At 50.4% G+C, this 20,206-nt stretch carries 17 protein-coding genes; 13 read left to right on the top strand and 4 right to left on the bottom strand.

Annotation, left to right across the window (positions count from 1 at the left end):
* Positions 1 to 11: 11 nt before the first annotated feature.
* Complete coding sequence (locus tag C3B51_RS08105) at positions 12 to 2,228, bottom strand: S9 family peptidase (RefSeq protein ID WP_240657335.1); 2,217 nt, start codon at positions 2,226 to 2,228, stop codon at positions 12 to 14.
* A 187-nt stretch (positions 2,229 to 2,415) separates the two neighbouring features.
* Between C3B51_RS08105 and C3B51_RS08100 the strand changes: the two genes are divergently transcribed.
* Positions 2,416 to 2,814, top strand: coding sequence for an HIT domain-containing protein (locus C3B51_RS08100; RefSeq protein WP_130244707.1), 399 nt, complete (start codon positions 2,416 to 2,418; stop codon positions 2,812 to 2,814).
* A 32-nt stretch (positions 2,815 to 2,846) separates the two neighbouring features.
* Here C3B51_RS08100 and C3B51_RS08095 read toward each other — a convergent pair whose 3' ends face one another.
* On the bottom strand, positions 2,847 to 4,532 hold the full coding sequence (locus C3B51_RS08095; protein WP_130244706.1) for a dipeptidyl-peptidase 3 family protein: 1,686 nt from the start codon (positions 4,530 to 4,532) through the stop codon (positions 2,847 to 2,849).
* Positions 4,533 to 4,873: 341 nt separating this feature from the next.
* Between C3B51_RS08095 and C3B51_RS08090 the strand changes: the two genes are divergently transcribed.
* Positions 4,874 to 5,713, top strand: a complete 840-nt coding sequence (locus C3B51_RS08090; protein WP_125716099.1) for an HDOD domain-containing protein — start codon at positions 4,874 to 4,876, stop codon at positions 5,711 to 5,713.
* An 83-nt stretch (positions 5,714 to 5,796) separates the two neighbouring features.
* On the opposite strand, the gene rdgC is transcribed toward C3B51_RS08090, so the two are convergent.
* Positions 5,797 to 6,705 carry a recombination-associated protein RdgC gene (rdgC, locus tag C3B51_RS08085; RefSeq protein WP_046006875.1) on the bottom strand — a complete coding sequence of 303 codons (909 nt, stop codon included), beginning with the start codon at positions 6,703 to 6,705 and terminating at the stop codon, positions 5,797 to 5,799.
* 104 nt (positions 6,706 to 6,809) lie between these two features.
* A complete protein-coding gene (locus C3B51_RS08080) occupies positions 6,810 to 8,570 on the bottom strand; it encodes a sensor histidine kinase (protein ID WP_125716100.1) in 1,761 nt (586 codons plus the stop codon).
* 217 nt (positions 8,571 to 8,787) lie between these two features.
* Between C3B51_RS08080 and C3B51_RS08075 the strand changes: the two genes are divergently transcribed.
* The 11 genes from C3B51_RS08075 to nusB all read left to right on the top strand — a co-directional run bounded on the left by C3B51_RS08075 (position 8,788) and on the right by nusB (position 20,197).
* Positions 8,788 to 9,153, top strand: coding sequence for a response regulator (locus C3B51_RS08075; protein WP_125716101.1), 366 nt, complete (start codon positions 8,788 to 8,790; stop codon positions 9,151 to 9,153).
* Positions 9,154 to 9,488: 335 nt separating this feature from the next.
* Positions 9,489 to 11,906: a bifunctional aspartate kinase/homoserine dehydrogenase I gene (gene thrA / locus C3B51_RS08070; protein WP_130244705.1), complete on the top strand. Its 2,418-nt coding sequence runs from the start codon at positions 9,489 to 9,491 to the stop codon at positions 11,904 to 11,906.
* An 8-nt stretch (positions 11,907 to 11,914) separates the two neighbouring features.
* The gene (gene thrB, locus C3B51_RS08065; protein ID WP_130244704.1) at positions 11,915 to 12,853 is read left to right on the top strand and encodes a homoserine kinase; all 939 of its coding nucleotides are present in this window, start codon (positions 11,915 to 11,917) and stop codon (positions 12,851 to 12,853) included.
* A gap of 1 nt (position 12,854) precedes the next feature.
* Positions 12,855 to 14,141, top strand: a complete 1,287-nt coding sequence (thrC, locus tag C3B51_RS08060) for a threonine synthase (protein WP_130244703.1) — start codon at positions 12,855 to 12,857, stop codon at positions 14,139 to 14,141.
* A gap of 255 nt (positions 14,142 to 14,396) precedes the next feature.
* Positions 14,397 to 15,653 (top strand): serine hydroxymethyltransferase, encoded by a 1,257-nt coding sequence (gene glyA / locus C3B51_RS08055; protein ID WP_046006870.1) that lies wholly within the window; start codon positions 14,397 to 14,399, stop codon positions 15,651 to 15,653.
* Positions 15,654 to 15,817: 164 nt separating this feature from the next.
* Entirely contained in the window at positions 15,818 to 16,270 is a 453-nt protein-coding gene (gene nrdR, locus C3B51_RS08050; RefSeq protein ID WP_125716105.1) for a transcriptional regulator NrdR, read from the top strand.
* Positions 16,267 to 17,385, top strand: a complete 1,119-nt coding sequence (ribD, locus tag C3B51_RS08045) for a bifunctional diaminohydroxyphosphoribosylaminopyrimidine deaminase/5-amino-6-(5-phosphoribosylamino)uracil reductase RibD (RefSeq protein WP_130244702.1) — start codon at positions 16,267 to 16,269, stop codon at positions 17,383 to 17,385. The genes nrdR and ribD overlap by 4 nt, the downstream gene beginning before the upstream one ends.
* 6 nt (positions 17,386 to 17,391) lie before the next feature.
* Positions 17,392 to 18,048: a riboflavin synthase gene (locus C3B51_RS08040; RefSeq protein ID WP_046006868.1), complete on the top strand. Its 657-nt coding sequence runs from the start codon at positions 17,392 to 17,394 to the stop codon at positions 18,046 to 18,048.
* Between the two features lie 33 nt (positions 18,049 to 18,081).
* Positions 18,082 to 19,194 carry a bifunctional 3,4-dihydroxy-2-butanone-4-phosphate synthase/GTP cyclohydrolase II gene (gene ribBA / locus C3B51_RS08035; protein WP_125716108.1) on the top strand — a complete coding sequence of 371 codons (1,113 nt, stop codon included), beginning with the start codon at positions 18,082 to 18,084 and terminating at the stop codon, positions 19,192 to 19,194.
* Between the two features lie 116 nt (positions 19,195 to 19,310).
* Positions 19,311 to 19,775 carry a 6,7-dimethyl-8-ribityllumazine synthase gene (ribH, locus tag C3B51_RS08030; RefSeq protein ID WP_125716109.1) on the top strand — a complete coding sequence of 155 codons (465 nt, stop codon included), beginning with the start codon at positions 19,311 to 19,313 and terminating at the stop codon, positions 19,773 to 19,775.
* A gap of 11 nt (positions 19,776 to 19,786) precedes the next feature.
* A complete protein-coding gene (gene nusB, locus C3B51_RS08025) occupies positions 19,787 to 20,197 on the top strand; it encodes a transcription antitermination factor NusB (protein WP_010382792.1) in 411 nt (136 codons plus the stop codon).
* Positions 20,198 to 20,206: the final 9 nt, after the last annotated feature.

Genomic DNA, 20,206 nt, shown 5'->3' with positions numbered 1-20,206 from the left:
GCGCCTGGGGGTTACTTCACGTCAAAGTGACGATTAAAGAAGTTGGTGATGGTCTGGTGCAGATGGGTTTGCACTTTTTTACCGCGCAGGCTGTGTTTAGAGCCCGGGTAAGTCATCATTTCAAAAGGCTTAGCCTCATCCTGAAGCTGTTTAAACAACTTAGTGGCATGAGTAAACAACACGTTGTCATCCGCCATGCCATGATAAATCATCAATGGGCCCTTTAAGCCATCTGTGTAGGGGAATACGGCGCTTTGCTCATAGCCCTTAGCATTGGTTTGCGGGTGTCCCAGGTATCGCTCGGTGTAGTGTGTATCGTACAGTGCCCAGTCGGTGACAGGTGCGCCCGAGACGCCGGCTGAGAAGTAATCACCTGCCTTGAACATGGTCATCAGGGCCATATAGCCGCCGTAGCTGTGGCCATATATACCAATGCGTGATGGATCAACGTAATCCAGCGTACGTAAAAACTCGACGCCGCGGATCTGATCGGCCACTTCCACTTCCCCTAAGTGTTTATAAATGGGGTCTTCAAAGCGTTTACCCCGGTTATACGAGCCCCGGTTGTCCAGCTGGAAGACAATATAACCCTGTTGCACCATGTACTGGAAATAAAGGTTTTTGCTGCGCCAGCTGTTGGTCACACGCTGAGCATGCGGACCGCCATAGACGTTGACGATCACCGGGTACTTTTTACCTTTTTCCAGCTGCTTAGGCTTAAACAGACGATAGTGCATCAGCTGGCCATCTTGCGCTTTTAGCGTGCCATATTCAGGCGTCGATAAATCGCTTAAGAAAGGCGTTAGCGGGTGTTGCTCGTCCAGTTTATTTTGTTCCAGCCAGGTAATGAACTCGCCATTGGCTTTGCGCAGGGATACAGAAGTCGGCTGATTCACTGCAGACTTGCTGTCGATAAAAGTACGGTTGTCTTCGGCCATGACCACCTTGTGATAGGCTCCGGCTTCTGTGATCCGCTTAATATTGCCTTTTTTGAACAAGGGGACGGCATACAAATGGCTTTCAAGCGGCGTGTCTTTACGGCCGGAGAAGTAAACCAGGCCTTTTTTCTCGTCCACGCCCTGAAGCTTTTCGACAATCCAGTCGCCCTGAGTCAGCTGACGAACCAGCTGGCCGCTGGTGCGATACAAATACAGGTGCTTATAGCCATCGCGCTCCGAGGCCCAGATAAAGTGCTTTTTGTCTTTTAAAAAGTGCAGATCAAAATGCAGGTTGATCCAGGTGTCGCTGGTCTCCGTCAGGGCAACGCGCTGTTGTTTAGTGTCGGCGTTGTAGAATCTCAATTCCAGCTTTTGCTGGGAGCGGTTTTGCCACTGATACGACAAGGTGGTGTCGTCTTCCAGCCAGTTTGCACGGGCAATATAGATGTCTTTGTCTTTACCCAGGTCAATCCAGTCCACTTTTTGATCATTGAGGGTAACAACGCCCAGATCGATCCTGACGTTATCCGTGCCGGTAAACGGGTAGCGCTGGTTAAACAGCTTCACTTCGTCGGCATAGATCTCGTTGCGGATGGCTTCCTGTACCGGGCTTTCGTCGATGCGGGTAAAGGCAATTTTGCTCTCATCACCGGCCCACCAGTAGCCGGTCATACGGCTCATTTCTTCCTGCGCCACAAATTCGGCCATGCCGTTTTTAATCACGCCGCCGCCGTCTTTACTCAGGCGGATCTCTTTGCCGGTTGCCAGCTCCAGGGCATATAAGTCTTGTTCGCGGATAAAAGAGACATAATTGCCCTTGGGTGAAAAACGCGCATCGGTTTCAAAGGCTTCGGTGTCGGTGAGCTTACGGCTTTTTCCGGAACTCAGCTCATAATAGTAGAGGTCGCCGTTAAGCGGGAAGAGCAGGGCCTTACCATCTTTTGACCACTTGTATTCGAGGATCCCGCGGCCAAAAATACGTTGCCTTTCACGGCGCGCTTTTTCCTCGTCAGACAGGGTTTCCGGGCCTGAGAACAGCGCCTGTGAATCAACCAGCAGACGATTGGTGTCGGCTTTAATATTGTATTCCCACAGGTCGTAGCGATTGTAATCATCGACTTTGCCTTGCAGGTAAGTTACCCGGGACCCATCGGGTGAGAACTTGAGTTTTACCGGAGCCTTGCCCGCCAAAGAGGGGTCATCGAAGATACGTTCCAGCGTCAGCGGCTGGGCCACGGTCAACTGGCTGGTGGCCAGCAAACCGGTGGCAAGCGCGGCGTAAGATAGCAGATTGCGCACAGAGTCACCTTTTAATTATGTTGTGTTGGTATGAGTGCCCTGATGGTAAAGACTGTCAACCATGATGGCAATAAAATCAGACGGGCGTGCCTGAGGGTGAAATCTTGCCTGCATACTGTCGCTTTTGCGGCGCAACTTAGTTACAGTGAGGTCACCAACAACGGACTTAAAAAGAACGATGAGCACATTTCAACTGGCGCCGGAACTGGCGCGCGATTGTATTGAACTGGCCGACTGGCCATTGTGTAAGCTGCTGTTATTAAACGACAGCCAGTATCCCTGGTTTATACTGGTGCCACGCATAGCCGGGCTGCGTGAGATCATTGATCTCAGTGAACAGCAGCAGCAAGTATTTTGGCAGGAGTCCGCGAAGCTGAGCCATTTGCTCAAAGCGGTGTTTAATCCGCATAAGTTAAATGTTGCGGCTTTGGGGAATATGGTGCCACAGTTGCACGTTCATCACATTGCCCGTTTTGAGCACGATGCAGCCTGGCCAAAGCCCGTGTGGGGAGCGTTGCCGGCTGTGCCATACAGCAACCAGCAAATTGCCCAAATAAAACAGGCGCTGGAGTGTTAGCGCCTGTTTAGCAGTGTTTGTGTATTGGGCTGTTATAAGCCCAGTACCGCTTTACCTTGTTTAAAGGTAACATCAACCGGAATATTGGCGGCCGCCAGCTTGTCCAGATCGGCCTGGAGTTCTGCTTTAATGTCGCCATGGGTTGCCAGCAACTGATCCACTTTTTGATAGTCGCCGTCGCCTTGCAGCGTCAGGATCAGGTTAGACAGTTTTTCCATCGCTGCGCCCATTTTGGCCATGTCTACGGCGTAAAGGCCGTCCGCATTCTTTGAAAACGCGCCTTCTTGTTTGAAGAAGTTAAAGCGGATCATATTGGCTTTACCATGAGCACTGGATGCGCCAAAACGTACCGAGCGGAAAATTCCGGCCATAAAGGTGACATAGTAATCTTCCAGTGTGCCTTCGGTGATTTCGCCTTTGTTCAGCAGCTGCTCAACCATGTAAAGGCCCAGAATATCGGCTTTGCCTTCTTCCAGTGCGCTGGCATGTTCCTGCAGCGACTGACGCACTGTGCCTTTACCTGTGATGGTGTTTTTAATCCCCAGTCCATGTGCCACTTCATGGAACATAGTGTTGGCAAAGAAGGCGTCAAAGGTAATGTGTTTACGCTGCTCTGGCACGATCAGCTGCTCGGCAATCGGCACCAGGATCTTATCAAATTTGGCCTGCATGGCATTTTTCAGCTGCAAACGACGCGTGCCTTTTTGTAACTGAACGGCTTCATCGTTTGGCAGGTTGATGGCGATGGTTTTGCTGCCCGCGTTAGAGTGACCGGCATAGTAAATCACATCGTAGGCGTTAAGGTCGGCATCGGAGCCGGGAACTTCCTGCTTATATTTGGCATCGACCGGCAGGCCTTGTTGTAGTTCAGGCAGGAAAGCGGCAAACTTAGCCAGACGCTCGCTCCACGCCATGTCTTTAACCAGCACATAAGATTCAAACGCCGTACGATAGCCAAACAATTGATCTTCATAGGTTTCGATTGGACCGATCACCACATCAATGGGGTTGTTCTTCATGTCCATCCAGGCAAAGTCAGAAGCCTGATAGCTGTTGTTCACCAGCGCATCGGCACGCAGGTTTAAGTATTTGGAAAACTGCTTGTCCACAGCCAGTTTACTGGCATCACGCAGCAATTGCGCAGCGGTGTTCAGCTCTGCCTGATAGGCCTCAGAGTAGGGCACGCTGTACAGCTGGCCCTGTGCGTCTCGTTTGATAAGCGAGTATAAGCCCGCTTTGTCTTTTACATCGGCCTGATTGAGTTCGTCTTTGCTGATGTCGCTTGGGTAGAACTCGGCACCCGGTGTTTTGGCTGCAAAGCCGCTCAGAAAGACTTTGTCGCCGTTAAGGCGGTCCCATGGCCCATAGTTGATGTCAGCAAACTGACGGACTTTTGGGTCCTGAATGTTCGCCAGAAAGGCTGTTTTGTCCATGCCAAAGGCTTGTTTCCAGAACAACTCATCCATGATTTTAGAGGCATCTATCAAAAGGCCGAGCATTTTTTTCTGGTTGTCATTAAGGTGCGACAGATCGCTGTTCAGGGTGACCTGAGTGTAAATATCCAGTCGCTCAGGAGACAGGTCTTGCAGCTGATAGCCTTCGCTTGCCTGGTGTGATTTTGCCTGAGATTCAGCGTTTGTCTGTTGTGGTTCAGAGCAGGCGCTTAGCATAACGCCACAGGCCAGCATCACGGCCGTTGATAAGATTGCGCGTTTCATCATTTTTCCTTCATCCGGAGTGTAAGTCGGACCTATTCTGTGATGCGGTCACTCAGTACTCAGTGACTGCTCAGGGGTCCGTATTATTATTTCGGTGCTATACCTTACATGAAATGACGGCAACTTGCTGCTGTTGCGATATGAAGTCGGAGAATATTTTATTGAACGGCGGCTGATAGGGGGTTTTACCTGCGTCACGAATAATTTTTATACTTTTCTTAACTTACTCTTTAAGTTAGACAATACTAATAACATGAACAGCACCTTGCTCTGAGCGAATGGCCCTTGCTGCACGCCAGAAGTGCACAAAATAGGCCAGTAAATTCGAGGATTGAACCAATATGTCTACTGAAAATGCTTTGTTGACGATTCTGATTGATAAAATTAATAACGATACTCTGGTATTGCCAACCTTGCCCGAAGTGGCCGTGCGGGTGCGCCAGGCGGCAGATGATCCGGAAGTGAATTTATTACAAATGGCAGAAGTGATCTCTCACGACCCGGCACTGGCGGCGCGTATGATTAAAGTGGCCAACAGTGCGTTTTTGGGTCGCACGGTGAAGGTCAACACCCTTAACCAGGCTGTGACTCGCATTGGTCTGCGCCAGGTTAAAAACGTCGCCACCGCGATGGCGATGGAGCAATTATTTGTTTCGCAAAACAAACTGATTAAGACCTATATGGACAAGGCCTGGCAAAAAACTCTTAAGGTTGCCTGCCAGGCGATCACCACCATGGACTTTTACTTGCGGGTGAATAAGCACACCTCGCTTAACAAAGACACCATCACGCTGGCCTCGCTGGTCTTTAACATAGGTGTACTGCCAATCCTCACAGAAGCGGAGCATCACCCGGAAGTGTTTGCAAATCCGAGCTTTTTAGCACACGCCATCCAGAAACTGGGTGGGCGTATTGGTGGCGCCATCATGCGCGAATGGGGGTTCACAGAGGAGTTTGTGGAAGTGGCGGAGAGCTGGGCGAACCCTAACTATAAACCGGCCCATGTTTGTTACGTCGATTTTATTCGTGTGGGCGCTATTGTGGAAGGGATCTTACAGGTATCCGACAAAGCTGCGGCGCTGCATGTGTATGAAGAAAAAGGGGTGCTGGGGTCGGTCGATATGTTCTATGACGATGACTATCAGGACATGCTGAACGACATAAAAGCCGCTTTCTCATAACCCTTACAACAACAAACCGGCAGAGGGTAAGCACCCGCTGCCGGCTTTCTAACCCAGCTAAGTTACTAGATTTAGAGGCCGTGTTACAGGTCGTCCTGATCGCCCAGGCCCTGCGACAACTCTTCAAGCAGCTCTTTGATCTCCTCGGTGACCAGAATAAAGTCTGCGTCCAGTTTGACCGCCATGTCTTCTTTGGGGATATCGGCATTTTGCTCTTTCAGCGTATCGCTGAAGCTCAGGCGCTTAAGTGAGCCATCGTTTTGCAGTGTAAACTGAACGCGCTCACGCCAGTCCATCCCCAGTTTAGTGACTCGCTTGCCGTGTTCCAGGTGCAGCTTGATCTCATCACTTGCCAGGTCGTGTTGTTTTAGTTTCACCTGAGCGCCATTGTCATCGGCTTCCTGTAGCTCGGCGTCAGAACCAATTGCAAAGCCTTCCGGCACCTCAAACTTGGTCAGCCAGTCGGTCAGGAACAGATCCAGATCATAGTTCGCAAATGCGGGGACAATCGGCAGCGTACCCAGAGATTTACGTAACAGGGCGGTGAGTTCTTCGGCTTTGTTGAAGCTGCCGCTGTTGACGATGACCCAGCCGTTCTTCTGATCGATAAAAGCAAACTGCAGGCTGGACTTTTTGAACGCCTGCGGCAGTAAGGTGGCCGTGATGTTTTCTTTGATTTCGTCTTTTTCTTTTTTCTTGACCGGACGATTCTCTTCCTGTTCGATCGACTCAATTTTTTCCGCAACCATTTCATTGATCACAGAAGCTGGCAGCACTTTTTCTTCTCGTTTCGCACACACCAAAATACAGTGCTGAGAAAAGTGACTCAGCGTCTGGCCGTGCTTGCCAAGGGCTTTGGTCCAGCCAAAAGTGCTCATATCCTGGCTACCACACGGACGAAATACGTCGTGCTCCAGGGCTGCTTCAAAGTCTTCCTGAGTATAGGAAACGTCTTGTTTAAATCGATAACAGATAAGGTTGCTAAACCACATAGAACAGGTTCCGAAGAGTAAAATCGACCCGCATCATAGCAAACCGATCCCCTCTCGGGCAAAGGCTCTGAGCAGATTATTCGACTAGTCGGTATCGACGTCTATTAACTGAACATCGCCACGTTCTTTTGTAGCTCTTTGGGGAAACGAATGTAGTAGGTCAGCCCTTTTCCTTCTTCCGAATTCACTTCAATATCGCCATTGAGTGTCTGTTTCACCAGGTTGAAGGTGATATGGGTACCCAGGCCACTACCGCCTTGCTCGCGCTTGGTAGTAAAGAAGGGGTCAAAGAGTTTCTCAAGCTGCGCCTTGCTCACGCCCTTGCCATTATCCTTGTAAACGATAAAGACGTCGTTGTTTTCTTCTCTGATCTCTATGTCTATGGTGCCCTGAGCAACGCCTTCAAAACCATGGATCAGGGAGTTCATGATCAGGTTGGTGAAGATCTGGCTGATAGCGCCGGCCGGTAAATGCAAAGTGAGCTCTTCCGGGCAGTCAACGTTAACAATATGCGCAGTCTTTTTGAGTTTAGGGTGCAAGGAGCGGATCACTTCGCCCAGATACTGCTTAAAGTTAATCGTGCGCACGGCTTCACTGGCCTGATCAACCGCAATTTGCTTAAAGCTGGCCACCAGCTCAGAGGCCCGGTCCAGGTTGGTGGTGAGTAAGCTGGTGCTTTGTTTGGCTTCATTAATAAATTCTTCCAGCGCCTTAGGTGACAGGGTTTTATCCCGATAGGCCGTTTCCAGGCGTTCCAGGCGTTCTTCCAGGAATGAGGTGGCTGTAACACCGATACCGACCGGGGTATTAATGTCGTGGGTTATCCCCGCAACCAGGCCGCCCAGTGCCGCCATTTTCTCTGAGCCAACCAGACGCTCCTGTGCCATATTGAGTTCATCAACATACTTTTCCAGCTCTTTTTGTTTGGTTAGCAGCTCTTCTTCGGTCTGGCGTCTGAGGTCGATTTCTTCTGTTAACACGAGTTTTTGCTTTTCCAGCTCATATTTTTGTTGCTGCAGGTCCATCATGGCCTGCGACAGGTTGGAGGTTTTGCGTGCCACCTCCTGCTCCAGCTGAATATTATGCTGGTCCAGTTTTTCGTTACTGATCAACAACTCTTTTTGTGCCTGGTCGAGTTTTTTACGGTAATCGGCAATGCGGTCAATGAGCTTGTTGAAGGCCTCTTCCATCACCTTAAGCTCGTTACGCTCTGTGGTATCTATATCTATTTTGTGGCCATCGACATTATCGATTTCAAAATCATCAATCTGCTCGGTCAGATCGGTTAAAGGTTCGGTGAGTAACTTTCTAAATGCGAGTAAAAACAAAATGATCAGAAACGTGGTTTTGACCATCGCATTACCGATCAGGAAGTAGATGGAGATCATGATGCGACTGAATACCACTTCGCGGCTTGAGAACAAGGTGACATCACCCACTTGGGTGGCACGGCCGGAAAACTCGAAGATAAGCGGAAAGGTATAGCCAAATAAGCCGGAAGGCGTGTCCTCAATGAGGGCTTCTTCTTGTACCAGTTGTTGGCTGTAGAGCTCATGGATATTGAGGGAGCGACCCAGCTGCGAAATGATTTCGCCGCTGTCGTCACGCACAATGATCCCTTCAATCATAGGGATCGCCAGTAAACCCTCCGCGGTGGTGACGGTTTGTTTGGTATTGAGCTCCCAAATAGCACGGGTCAGGCTGCGGCTAAAGGTTTTTTGCAGCATGGTTAACTCGTTGCGAATATAGTCCTTGGTATTGACATATTCGGCCACCACTTGTCCGCACGTCACGACAAAGGTGAGCAAAAAGTAAACCGACAAGACGTTTGTGAGCAGCTTCTTTGACAGACTTTTTTGCAGCATGAAGAGTTCTTTGCTCCTAACAACGAGTTTTTGCGTGCTTAATACACTTAAAGTTAGCCAATAAAGTGCTAAAAATAAATATTAATCTCAATCTGATATCACAAGGAATTTGTTCCTGTGGCACTTACTGGACAGAGATTATTGTGTTATAAGTTTAACCACAACAATAACCTTTATCCCAGAACAGAACAATAAAGATTATTTGACAATTCACCTTATGAGCTACTCAGTATTAGTCTGTGACGACTCGGTCGTTGCCCGCAAACAAGTTATCCGTTGCCTCAATGGCATGCTGGACGTGGATATTTGCCAAGCCAGTAACGGACGTGAAGCCCTCGAGGTACTGGCATCGAAGCAGATTGACTTGGTTTGTCTTGACCTGACCATGCCGATACTGGATGGGATAGGCGTGCTGGAAGCAATCAAACAGCAGGTGATAGAAACCTACGTTGTGGTGATTTCGGCCGATATTCAGGACGAAATGAAAACGCGGGTTGCTAAGCTCGGGGCGCTGGCGTTTTTGGAAAAACCGGTCAAGCCAGAGTCCTTGCAGGCCACACTTAGCCGCTTTGGGATCCGCTAACAGCGGTCCGTTTGTAACCGCCAGCCTCTTTTATTAACATCAATTTTTCCGCTCCACACATCAATTACCTGGCCATTCTGACATAAACTTTGCGCTTTGCTGTTCACAACTTGAGTTTTTTGCATAGTTTTTCACGCTATTATTTCGGTTTTTGTGCTTGACAGCTTATCCAGTGTTCAGGCAGTCTAAAGTCTATGAAAAAGATTATTAACACCACGACCATTATTACCACCACCATCCTAACTGGATAGTGGCATAGGTCGGTGCGTATTCGAAAAGGCCTGTGCTCACTGCGAGCACAGGCCTTTTTTGTTTTTGGAATGAGGAAAATTGACATGAAAGTATTGAAGTTTGGAGGATCATCGCTGGCCGATTATGGCTGTCTGCAACGGGTGCGGGAACTGATCCTGACTCAGGGGAGTGACGAGGCGCTGGTGGTGTTGTCTGCTCCAGGTGGCGTTACGGACAAACTGGTTGAGCTATGCGAGCTGGCGCGTCAGGGGCAAGCGTATGAGGCGCAATGGCAAGCACTGACAGAGCGCCTGAACGCGCTAAAATCTCAGGTTGAAGCTGAGTTTGGTGAAGCGGCGCACTGGCCCGATTTTGCCGCACTGGCAGATAAACTGGCAGGGGTGAAACTGCTCAGGCAATGCCCGGATGCCGTACAGGCGTATGTGATTAGTTTCGGTGAGCGCGTCAGTGTCGCCCTGATGGTGGCCATGCTGGGTAAAGACAAGGCCCATTATCTTGATGCTACCGCGTGCATTGCTACCAATGACGCTTACCTGGATGCGGAAGCTCAGTTGGAGGAAAGTCGTGGCCGATTTAGCGCGCAGCTACAGGCCCACCGCGCACAATTTTACATCATGCCTGGCTTTACCGGCAGCAATTCCGCAGGCGAGCTGACGACACTTGGACGCAACGGCTCGGATTATTCAGCCGCCATCGCCGCTGCCTGTATTCAGGCCGAGGTTTGTCAGATCTGGACAGACGTCGACGGCGTCTACAGTGCCGACCCCAGACTGATTAAAAAAGCCACCAAAGTGAATCGCTTGTCTTACAAAGAAGCGATGGAACTGTCGTATTTTGGCGCCAAAGTCTTGCACCCTAAAACGATATTACCTTGTGCCAAGACCGGGGTGCCCTGCGAGATTAAAAATACCCATGCGCCGGAGCTGCCAGGCTCTGTGATAGCGGCCCAGGGCGATGGTGATGAGCCGGTTAAAGCCTTATCGAGTCTGGATAAGCTGGCAATGTTAACGGTTTCCGGGCCGGGTATGAAAGGCAAAGTGGGGATGGCGGCCAGAGTATTTTCGGCGCTGGCTAAAGACAATGTGTCTATTGTGTTGATCACCCAATCTTCTTGCGAGTTCAGTATCAGTTTCTGTGTGCACGAACAAGACCTGCCTCTGGCATTACAGGCACTGCAAAGCGCCTTTGAGCTGGAGATGCAGGCTCAGCTGATTGAACCAATTGAGGTACGCCGCTCACTGGCAATCGTTACCCTGGTGGGTGATAACATGAAATCGCACAAAGGTTTAGCGGCTAAGTTCTTTGCCTCGCTGGCGCAGGCGCAGGTGAATATTGTGGCGATTGCCCAGGACTCTACCGAAAGTGCGATCTCTGCCGTGATCCAGGGGGAGCTATGTCAGGACGCGGTGAAGGTGTGCCATGAGAACTTCTTTACCCATGTTCCCTCGATTGATGTGTTTTTACTTGGCTGTGGCCTGGTTGGTACAGAGCTGGTGGCCCAGTTGCAACGTCAGCAAAGCTGGCTGGCAGAGCGCAACATCAAGCTTAACCTCTATGGTGTAGCGAACTCAAAACACTGTTACCTGAATGAACAGGGCGTGCCTTTTGAGCGCTGGCAAGAGGCGCTGGCAGGCGCGTCTGAGGGCTTTAAGCTTGCGGATCTCGAGGCCTTTGTACGTCGTAACCACCTGATCAATCCGGTTATTGTCGATTGCAGCTCGTCTCAGCAACTGGCCGACCAATATCGGGACTTTCTCGCGGCAGGCTTTCACGTTGTGGCAGCCAATAAAAAAGCCAACACCAGCGACTACGACTATTACCTGACGCTGAAGCAGGTTGCACAGCAAAAAGGCCGACGCTTCTTATACGAAACCAATGTTGGTGCAGGCCTGCCGGTACTCGATAACCTGCAGCTATTGTTCGGCGCGGGCGATGAGCTGTTGTCTTTCAGTGGTATCTTGTCGGGCTCACTGTCTTACATTTTCGGTGAGCTGGAAGATGGCCTTAGCCTGTCGGAGGCCACCGCCAAAGCGAAGCAAAGCGGCTTTACAGAACCGGATCCGCGCGATGACCTCTCCGGCACGGATGTCGCGCGTAAACTGCTGATCATCGCCCGTGAGTCGGGTTTAGCGCTGGAGCTGTCTGACATTGAAGTCGAGCCTGTGGTGCCCGAAGACTTTGCCGCGGGCAGCTCTGTGGATGAGTTTATGGCACGGTTGCATGAACTGGACGGTGCGTTTGCGGACCGCATTCAAAGTGCAGCCAGTGAAGGTAAGGTGTTACGTTATGTGGGCAGTATTGCCGATGGTCGCTGCCGGGTCGGGATTGAAGCGGTGGAGCGTACTCATGCATTGTCGGATATTCGTGATGGGGAAAATGCCCTTGCCATATTGAGTCAGTATTATCAGCCAAAACCTTTTGTGATCCGGGGATATGGTGCCGGTGCGGAAGTCACCGCAGCCGGGGTATTCGCTGATATTCTGAAAACACTGACACGCTAGGAGTGGCTATGAAACGATTTTTTGCACCGGCATCCATTGGTAACTTTTGTGTCGGATTTGATTCCCTCGGGGCCGCCATAGCCCCGTTGGATGGGACTTTATTGGGCGATGTGGTGAGCGTTGAAGCTGCCGAACAAGACAGCTTTGCTTGCATCGGCCCTTACGCGGCTAAATTGCCCGCACAGGCTGAGGAAAACCTCGCCTATCAATGTCTGGTTCATTTCAGAGAGCATGTCGCAGCGAACATGCCCGGGGTGAAATTAACCCTGGAAAAACGACTGCCGATCGGCTCAGGGCTGGGTTCCAGTGCCTGCTCCGTGGTCGCGACGTTTGCGGCGCTGGATGCCTTTGCACAGACGCAGCTGTCTCAGACTCAGATGATTGAGCTGATGGCTGATTTTGAAGGCAAGGTCAGTGGTGCACGCCACTATGACAATATCACGCCTTGCTATTTGGGTGGGCTTCAGCTGACAGCCGAATTGGTCCCTGACAGGGCACTGAGCCTGCCGAGCGATGACAACTGGCGACTGGTGGTGGCGTACCCCGGATTTGCCCTGAATACCGCTGCAGCCAGAGCGGTGTTGCCGCAACAGCTGGCGACACACGATGCGGTAGAATTTGCCCAGCGATTGAGCGCTTTTACTTTGTTAATGGCGCAGCAGCAGTTTGATAAGGCCGTGACTTTAATGAAGGATGAGATTGCCGAGCCGGCGCGGGCACCTTTGATAAAAGGGTTTGCCGAGGCCAGACAAAGCCTGCCTGAATTAGGCGCGCTAAATGTCAGCATTTCGGGGGCCGGGCCAACCTTGTTTGCATTATGCGCAAGCGAGGAGGATGCACAGCGTTGCCAGCTGTGGTTACAAAAGAATTACTTGAATGAACATGGCTTCAGCCACATTTGCCGGATTGACCCACAAGGTACAAGAGAAATAAAGGAAGGAGAGTAGAATGAAACTGGTTAACTTAAAAGACGATACTCAGGTGGTATCCTTTATTGACGCCGTTAAAACAGGGTTGGGTCGCAATCAGGGGGTGTTTTTCCCCGAAACGCTTGAGCCTTTGAGTGACATTGATGGCCTGCTGGCACAGCCTTTTGCACAGCGCAGCGCGGCTATCCTGAAACACCTGATCGGAGATGAGTTACCTCTGGACTCATTACAGAGCATGTGTGAGCAGGCATTTGATTTTCCTGCGCGCTTAGTTGAAGTTGAAAAAAATAAATATTGCCTTGAATTATTTCATGGCCCGACGCTGGCATTTAAAGATTTTGGTGGACGCTTTATGGCGCAATGCATTGGTGCCTTTAGTCAGGGAGAGCGGGTCACCATTCTTACCGCGACCAGCGGCGATACTGGTGCGGCGGTAGCCCATGCCTTTTATCAGATGCCGGGCGTGGATGTGGTGATCCTCTATCCACAGGGGAAAATCTCACTGGCTCAGCAAAAGCTTTTCACGACGCTGGGTGAAAACATCCATTGTTATGCGGTAGAAGGCAGCTTCGATGACTGTCAGGCACTGGTAAAACAAGCCTTCCTGGATGATGAGTTTAAACAAACGTTAGGTCTGAACTCAGCCAATTCAATCAACATCAGCCGCCTGCTGGCCCAGGTTTGCTACTACTTTGAGGCATTTGCCCAGCTGAACTCGGCTCAGCGCCAGCAGGTTCATGTTTCTGTACCCAGTGGTAACTTCGGTAATGTGTGTGCGGCCATGATTGCCGCCGCACTGGGATTGCCGGTAAAACGCCTCAGTGCGACCACCAACCAGAATGACACTGTGCCCCGTTATCTGGACTCCGGTCAGTGGCAGCCGAATGCGACTTTGGAATCTATTTCCAATGCGATGGATGTGAGTAAACCTAATAACTGGCCTCGTGTTGAGTCCATGTTGAAACAAGGGTGCTTTCCTAAGTATGAATTTTATTCACGTTCAGTGTCTGAAGAGAGAACCCAGCAAGTGATGCGTACGGTGGCTAAAGCCGGGTACGTGACAGAGCCTCATACCGCAATTGCCTATGAGGGGCTACTGCTGGATGGTCAGCCCGAAGAAACCGGAATTTTTCTGGCAACCGCACACCCTGCCAAGTTCAGAGAAACGGTAGAAGCGGTGCTGGAGCAGGCGATAGAGATGCCAGAGGCGCTGGCAACGGCGCTTGAAAAACCCTGCCTGGCTGAGCCTTTGTCTGCCGATTATGCTGCTCTCAAGCAGGCCGTGTTGGCGCGTCTGACACGTTAAACCCTGGTAGATTGCTTTGCTGGTGACACTCTGAGGCATCAGCAAAGCGCATTCAGTAGATTTCAATTTGAAATGTAATTTCGCATTTTAATAAAAAATATAAATGTTTAAATAAAAAAATATCATCCCCCAAACACTGTGAAATAAATTCAATCCTTGATTAAATAGGCTCACGCCGATTTCATAGGCAAATGGCCGCAATTTGCGTACAATCAAGCCTTCAAAAACCAATCTTACGTGTACCTAGGAGACACCATGTTAGAACGTAACATGAATATTGCAGATTTTGACCCTGAACTAGCTCAAGCGATCCAGTCGGAAACAACTCGCCAGGAAGAGCACATCGAGCTTATCGCATCTGAAAACTACTGTAGCCCGCGTGTACTAGAGGCTCAGGGGTCGCAGTTAACTAACAAATATGCTGAAGGTTATCCGGGTAAGCGCTACTACGGTGGCTGTGAGCACGTTGACGTGGTTGAGCAACTGGCGATTGACCGTGCCTGTGAGCTGTTTGGTTGTGACTACGCCAACGTTCAGCCACACGCGGGTTCTCAGGCAAATGCCGCGGTTTTCCAGGCATTGCTTCAGCCGCACGACACTGTTCTGGGCATGAGCCTGGCACACGGTGGCCACCTGACTCACGGCTCTCACGTGAACTTCTCAGGTAAGACTTACAATGCGATTCAGTACGGTCTGAATGAAGAGACTGGTGAAATTGACTACGCGCAGGTAGAAGCGCTGGCATTAGAGCACAAGCCAAAAATGATCATCGGTGGTTTCTCTGCTTACTCAGGTATTGTTGACTGGGCTAAGTTCCGCGAAATTGCGGACAAAGTAGGTGCTTACCTGCTGGTTGATATGGCACACGTTGCTGGTTTGGTTGCGGCAGGTATCTACCCAAGCCCAATTCCACACGCACACGTTGTTACTACGACGACTCACAAAACCCTGGCGGGTCCTCGTGGTGGTCTGATCCTGTCTGCATGTGGCGACGCCGACATCTATAAAAAGCTTAACAGCGCGGTTTTCCCGGGCGGTCAGGGTGGTCCTCTGTGTCACGTGATTGCAGCCAAAGCCGTTGCTTTCAAAGAAGCGTTACAGGACGACTTCAAAGCTTACCAGACGCAAGTGGTTAAAAACGCCCAAGCAATGGTGGCTGTACTTCAGGAGCGTGGCTACAAAGTGGTGTCTGGTAAGACTGACAACCACCTGTTCCTGCTGGATTTGATCGACAAAGACATCACAGGTAAAGATGCCGATGCAGCGCTTGGCCGTGCTAACATCACGGTTAACAAGAACTCAGTACCTAACGATCCGCGTTCTCCGTTCGTTACTTCAGGTCTGCGCATTGGTTCACCGGCAATTACCCGTCGTGGCTTTAAAGAAGCTGAAGCAAGCGAGCTAGCAGGCTGGATCTGTGATGTACTGGACAACATCGAAGACGAGTCAGTTCAGGCACAAGTGAAAGAAAAAGTAAAAGCAATCTGCGCTAAACTGCCTGTATACGCATAAATCTCAGATACCACAGAGATATCAAAGAAGGCTGCACTGAGTGCGGCCTTTTTTATGTGCACCCACTGGCACTATCTTGATATACTTCTGGCAATTGGCTCAAAGTGTGTTCTCAATTAAATGAGGCGGTTTGAGTGTTTGTCAGTTTTTCATAGTGAGCGTTTATGCACTGCCCATTTTGTACAGCAAAAGAAACCAAAGTGATTGATTCGCGGTTAGTCGGCTCGGGCCATCAGGTTCGCAGGCGGCGTGAATGTATTTTATGTCATGAGCGTTTCACGACCTTTGAAGGCGCTGAGCTGGTGATGCCCAGGGTCATTAAACAAGATGGCTCTCGAGAGCCATTTAATGAAGATAAGTTGCAAAATGGTCTGCATCGCGCACTGGAGAAGCGTCCGGTGAGTACCGAGCAGATTGAAGAAGTGGTCCATCAGATCAAGTCTCAGTTGCGCGCCACCGGTGAGCGCGAAGTTTCCAGTCAGCTGGTGGGTGAATGCATTATGGAAGCGCTGAAAAAACTCGATAAAGTGGCCTATGTTCGTTTTGCGTCGGTCTATCGCTGTTTTGAAGACGTGAAAGAGTTTGGCGAAGAAATTGCCCGACTGGGGGACGAATGAGTTTTACACAAGCCGATCAGACTTATATGGCACGCGCCATTGAACTGGCGCAACAGGGCCGCTTTACTACTACCCCAAATCCCAATGTTGGCTGCGTCATCGTCAATAACGGTGAAATTGTTGGTGAAGGCTTTCATTTGCGCGCCGGCGAGCCTCATGCAGAAGTGCATGCGCTACGACAAGCCCAAGCGCGCGCCCGTGGTGCAACAGCCTATGTCACCCTGGAGCCCTGTAGCCACTATGGTCGTACACCTCCGTGCGCAAAAGGGCTGATTGAGGCCGGTGTGAGCAAAGTAATTGCCGCTATGGTTGACCCCAACCCGGAAGTGGCCGGGCGAGGACTTGCGATGCTCAATGAGGCCGGGATTGAGACGGCTTTTGGGTTGCTCGAGGAGCAGGCCCGCGCGCTGAATAAGGGCTTTTTGAAACGTATGGAGCAGGGGCGTCCGTATGTGGTCTGTAAACTTGCAGCTAGCCTGGATGGTAAAACGGCACTGGGCAATGGCGAGAGTAAATGGATCACCGGGCCTATGGCACGGCGTGATGTACAGCTGGGGCGGGCACAAAGCTGCGCGATTTTGACGGGCGCCGATACCGTGCTGGTCGACGATGCGCGTCTCAATGTAAGGGCAGAGGAATTGACGGATATTGAGCGCCCCGTAGAGCAGTGGCGTCAGCCTGTTCGGGTGATCATCGACTCGCAAAATCGCCTGCATCCCGAGCTGGCGTTATTTAAAACCCCGTCTCCCGTCGTTATTTTACGTTCAGACCTTGATAATCAGCACAACTGGCCACATTTCGTAGAGCAAATTAAGATTAACACCCGGGCAGGTAAAATTGACCTGCAAGCGGCGCTGAATGTGCTGGCTGAGCGCAATATTAATCAGATCTGGCTGGAAGCGGGTGCGACGCTGGCGGGGGCCATGCATCAGCAAGGCCTGATTGATGAGTACCTGATTTATCTGGCGCCCAAGATCATTGGCACAGATGGCAAAGATTTATTCAACAGCGCAGCGCTTTCGTCAATGAGCCAGATCACTGAACTGCAGATCACCGAGGTCACCTCGATTGGCACCGATATTCGTATTACGGCACACAAACAACAAGGTAAGTAAGGCATTATGTTTACAGGCATCATTGAAGCAACGGGCACATTGACCGAGTTAACGCTCAAGCAAGGTGATCTCAGCGTGCAGGTTAGCAGCGCAACACTGGATATGGATGATGTGCAACTGGGCGACAGCATTGCGACCAATGGGGTGTGCCTGACCGTTGTAGAAAAGTTCTCGGACGGTTTTCGTGCCGATGTGTCTAATGAAACGCTGAAACTGACCCGCTTTGGGGAGTATCGGGTAGGACAAAAAGTCAACCTTGAGAAGGCGCTTCAACCTACGTCACGACTCGGCGGGCATCTGGTCTCTGGTCATGTGGATGGCATTGCCGAAGTGGTTGCGGTGCAGCCCAACGCCCGCGCCACTGAGTACTGGCTTAAAGCGCCTGCGCAACTGATGAAGTATATACCGTATAAAGGATCCGTGGCCATCGATGGGATCAGTCTGACGGTTAATGACCTGGATGGCGATAAATTTAAGTTGACGATTGTGCCGCATACCGCACAGGAAACCACCATTGTCGACTTTAAGGTGGGGACCTTAATCAACCTTGAAGTGGATCAGATATCACGTTATCTGGAAAGGTTGATCCAGGGCGAACCGGCTGCAACGCAGCAATCAACTCTCACAACCAGCTTACTGGCCAAAGCTGGCTTTATTAAATAACTTGCCTATAACGCACTTAAAAACGGGAAGATTATGAGCTTAAACAGCGCACAAGAAATCATCGACGACATTAAAGCCGGTAAAATGGTCATTCTTATGGATGATGAAGACCGGGAAAATGAAGGCGATCTGATCATCGCGGCGGAGCATATCACGCCAGAAGCCATTAACTTTATGGCGACCTACGGTCGTGGCTTGATCTGTCTGACCATGACGCAGGAGCGTTGCCAGCAGCTTGACTTACCGCTGATGGTGAAAAACAACGGCGCCCAGTTTTCAACCAATTTTACTATGTCTATCGAAGCTGCCAAAGGCGTGACGACGGGGATTTCAGCGGCCGACCGTGCCCGCACCGTCCAGGCCGCAGTCGCCAAAGGCGCGGTGCCCGAAGACATAGTGCAGCCTGGCCACATCTTCCCAATTATGGCGCAGCCGGGTGGGGTATTGACCCGTGCAGGTCACACTGAAGCAGGTTGCGACTTGGCGCGCCTGGCAGGCCTTGAGCCTTCTTCTGTGATTGTGGAAATCCTCAATCCGGACGGCACCATGGCAAGACGCCCTGAACTGGAAGTGTTCGCCAAAGAGCACGGCATCAAAATTGGCACCATCGCCGATTTAATCGAATATCGAAACCTCAACGAAACAACCATCGAAAAAGTGGCCCAGTGTAAACTGCCAACTGAATACGGTGAATTCGAGCTGGTTACTTATAAAGACACCATAGACAACCAGTTGCATTACGCACTACTCAAAGGCGAAATCAATGCTGACGAGGCAACCCTGGTCAGAGTGCATCTGCAAAGTACGTTCAATGATACTTTGTTGTCGGACCGCAGTGCAGATCGTAGCTGGACGTTACACGGCGCAATGAAGTACATCGCGGATAACGACGGTGTGTTAGTGATCCTTGGTAAACAAGAGAAAACGGAAGACCTGGAACAGCTGGTGAAGGCGTTTGCAGCAGAAGATGCCGGTGAAAAGCCCAATTATCGTAAATTCCAGGGCACCTCCAGAACCGTGGGAGTGGGCTCTCAAATTCTCGCTGATCTGGGGATCAGTAAAATGCGCCTGATGAGTTTACCAAAAAAATATCACGCACTGTCAGGCTTCCACTTAGAAGTTGTCGATTACGTCGAACCTCAATAATTTACTTATAATAGCAGAGGCGCCTGACAGGGATTTCCCTGTAGGCGTTTCGTCTTTTTCTATGCTATTATGCGCCTCAATTTGGCAATTGCTTATACTAGATTAGGAATCATCTAATGAAAATCATCGAAGGTAATAAATACGCACCGGGCAAGAAATTTGCCATTGTCATCTCTCGTTTTAACGACTTTATTGGCAAAAGCCTGTTGGAAGGCGCTGTTGATGAGTTAAAGCGTACAGGTGGCGTAAAGGACGAGGACATCACTGTTGTGTATGTACCGGGTGCAGTAGAATTACCTTTAGCGGCTAAGCGTGTTGCAATGAAAAAAGAACACGATGCCATCATTGCATTAGGTGTCATCATTCGTGGCGGTACACCTCATTTCGACCTGGTTGCAAATGAGTCAAACAAAGGCCTGGCGAGCGTGTCTATGGACTACGATATCCCGGTTGCCTTTGGTGTGTTAACCACGGAAAGTATTGAGCAGGCCATCGAGCGTGCGGGAACCAAAATGGGTAACAAGGGTGGCGAAGCTGCACTTGGTGCACTAGAAATGGTTAACGTGCTAGAGCAAATTTAAGAGGAATCTCAGTGAAACCAGCAGCTAGACGTAAGGCGCGTGTCCTTGCCCTTCAGGCAGTATATTCTTGGCAGCTAAGTGGCAACCCCATTGCTGATATCGAGCAGCAAATGCTGATCGAAAACGACGTTTCAAAGGTGGATGTAGAGTACTTCAAGGATCTGGCACGTGGTGTTGCAGTAAACTGCAAACAGCTAGATGAATTGATGACGCCGCATTTATCTCGTCCATTTGATGACCTGGATATGGTTGAAAAAGCCGTATTGCGCGTCAGCATTTACGAGTTAAAGTTCCGCGAAGACGTCCCTTACAAAGTCGCCATTAACGAAGGGATTGAGCTGGCGAAAATGTTTGGTGCCGAAGACAGTCACAAATTTGTCAACGGCGTACTGGACAAAGCGGTTAAGATAATCCGCAAGTAATCGAGACCG

Origin of the sequence: Pseudoalteromonas rubra (assembly GCF_004212645.1) — a bacterium.
GTDB lineage: Bacteria > Pseudomonadota > Gammaproteobacteria > Enterobacterales > Alteromonadaceae > Pseudoalteromonas > Pseudoalteromonas rubra_G.
This window is presented reverse-complemented; position numbering and strand designations above follow the sequence as displayed.

Coding starts and splice junctions, on each gene's coding strand:
- rdgC (WP_046006875.1), bottom strand. CDS start 6,705: ATGTGGTTTAGCAACCTTATCTGTTATCGATTTAAACAAGACGTTTCC.
- C3B51_RS08090 (WP_125716099.1), top strand. CDS start 4,874: ATGTCTACTGAAAATGCTTTGTTGACGATTCTGATTGATAAAATTAAT.
- ribBA (WP_125716108.1), top strand. CDS start 18,082: ATGAGCTTAAACAGCGCACAAGAAATCATCGACGACATTAAAGCCGGT.
- glyA (WP_046006870.1), top strand. CDS start 14,397: ATGTTAGAACGTAACATGAATATTGCAGATTTTGACCCTGAACTAGCT.
- C3B51_RS08100 (WP_130244707.1), top strand. CDS start 2,416: ATGAGCACATTTCAACTGGCGCCGGAACTGGCGCGCGATTGTATTGAA.
- nrdR (WP_125716105.1), top strand. CDS start 15,818: ATGCACTGCCCATTTTGTACAGCAAAAGAAACCAAAGTGATTGATTCG.
- thrA (WP_130244705.1), top strand. CDS start 9,489: ATGAAAGTATTGAAGTTTGGAGGATCATCGCTGGCCGATTATGGCTGT.
- thrB (WP_130244704.1), top strand. CDS start 11,915: ATGAAACGATTTTTTGCACCGGCATCCATTGGTAACTTTTGTGTCGGA.
- ribH (WP_125716109.1), top strand. CDS start 19,311: ATGAAAATCATCGAAGGTAATAAATACGCACCGGGCAAGAAATTTGCC.
- C3B51_RS08075 (WP_125716101.1), top strand. CDS start 8,788: ATGAGCTACTCAGTATTAGTCTGTGACGACTCGGTCGTTGCCCGCAAA.
- thrC (WP_130244703.1), top strand. CDS start 12,855: ATGAAACTGGTTAACTTAAAAGACGATACTCAGGTGGTATCCTTTATT.
- C3B51_RS08095 (WP_130244706.1), bottom strand. CDS start 4,532: ATGAAACGCGCAATCTTATCAACGGCCGTGATGCTGGCCTGTGGCGTT.
- C3B51_RS08040 (WP_046006868.1), top strand. CDS start 17,392: ATGTTTACAGGCATCATTGAAGCAACGGGCACATTGACCGAGTTAACG.
- ribD (WP_130244702.1), top strand. CDS start 16,267: ATGAGTTTTACACAAGCCGATCAGACTTATATGGCACGCGCCATTGAA.
- C3B51_RS08080 (WP_125716100.1), bottom strand. CDS start 8,570: ATGCTGCAAAAAAGTCTGTCAAAGAAGCTGCTCACAAACGTCTTGTCG.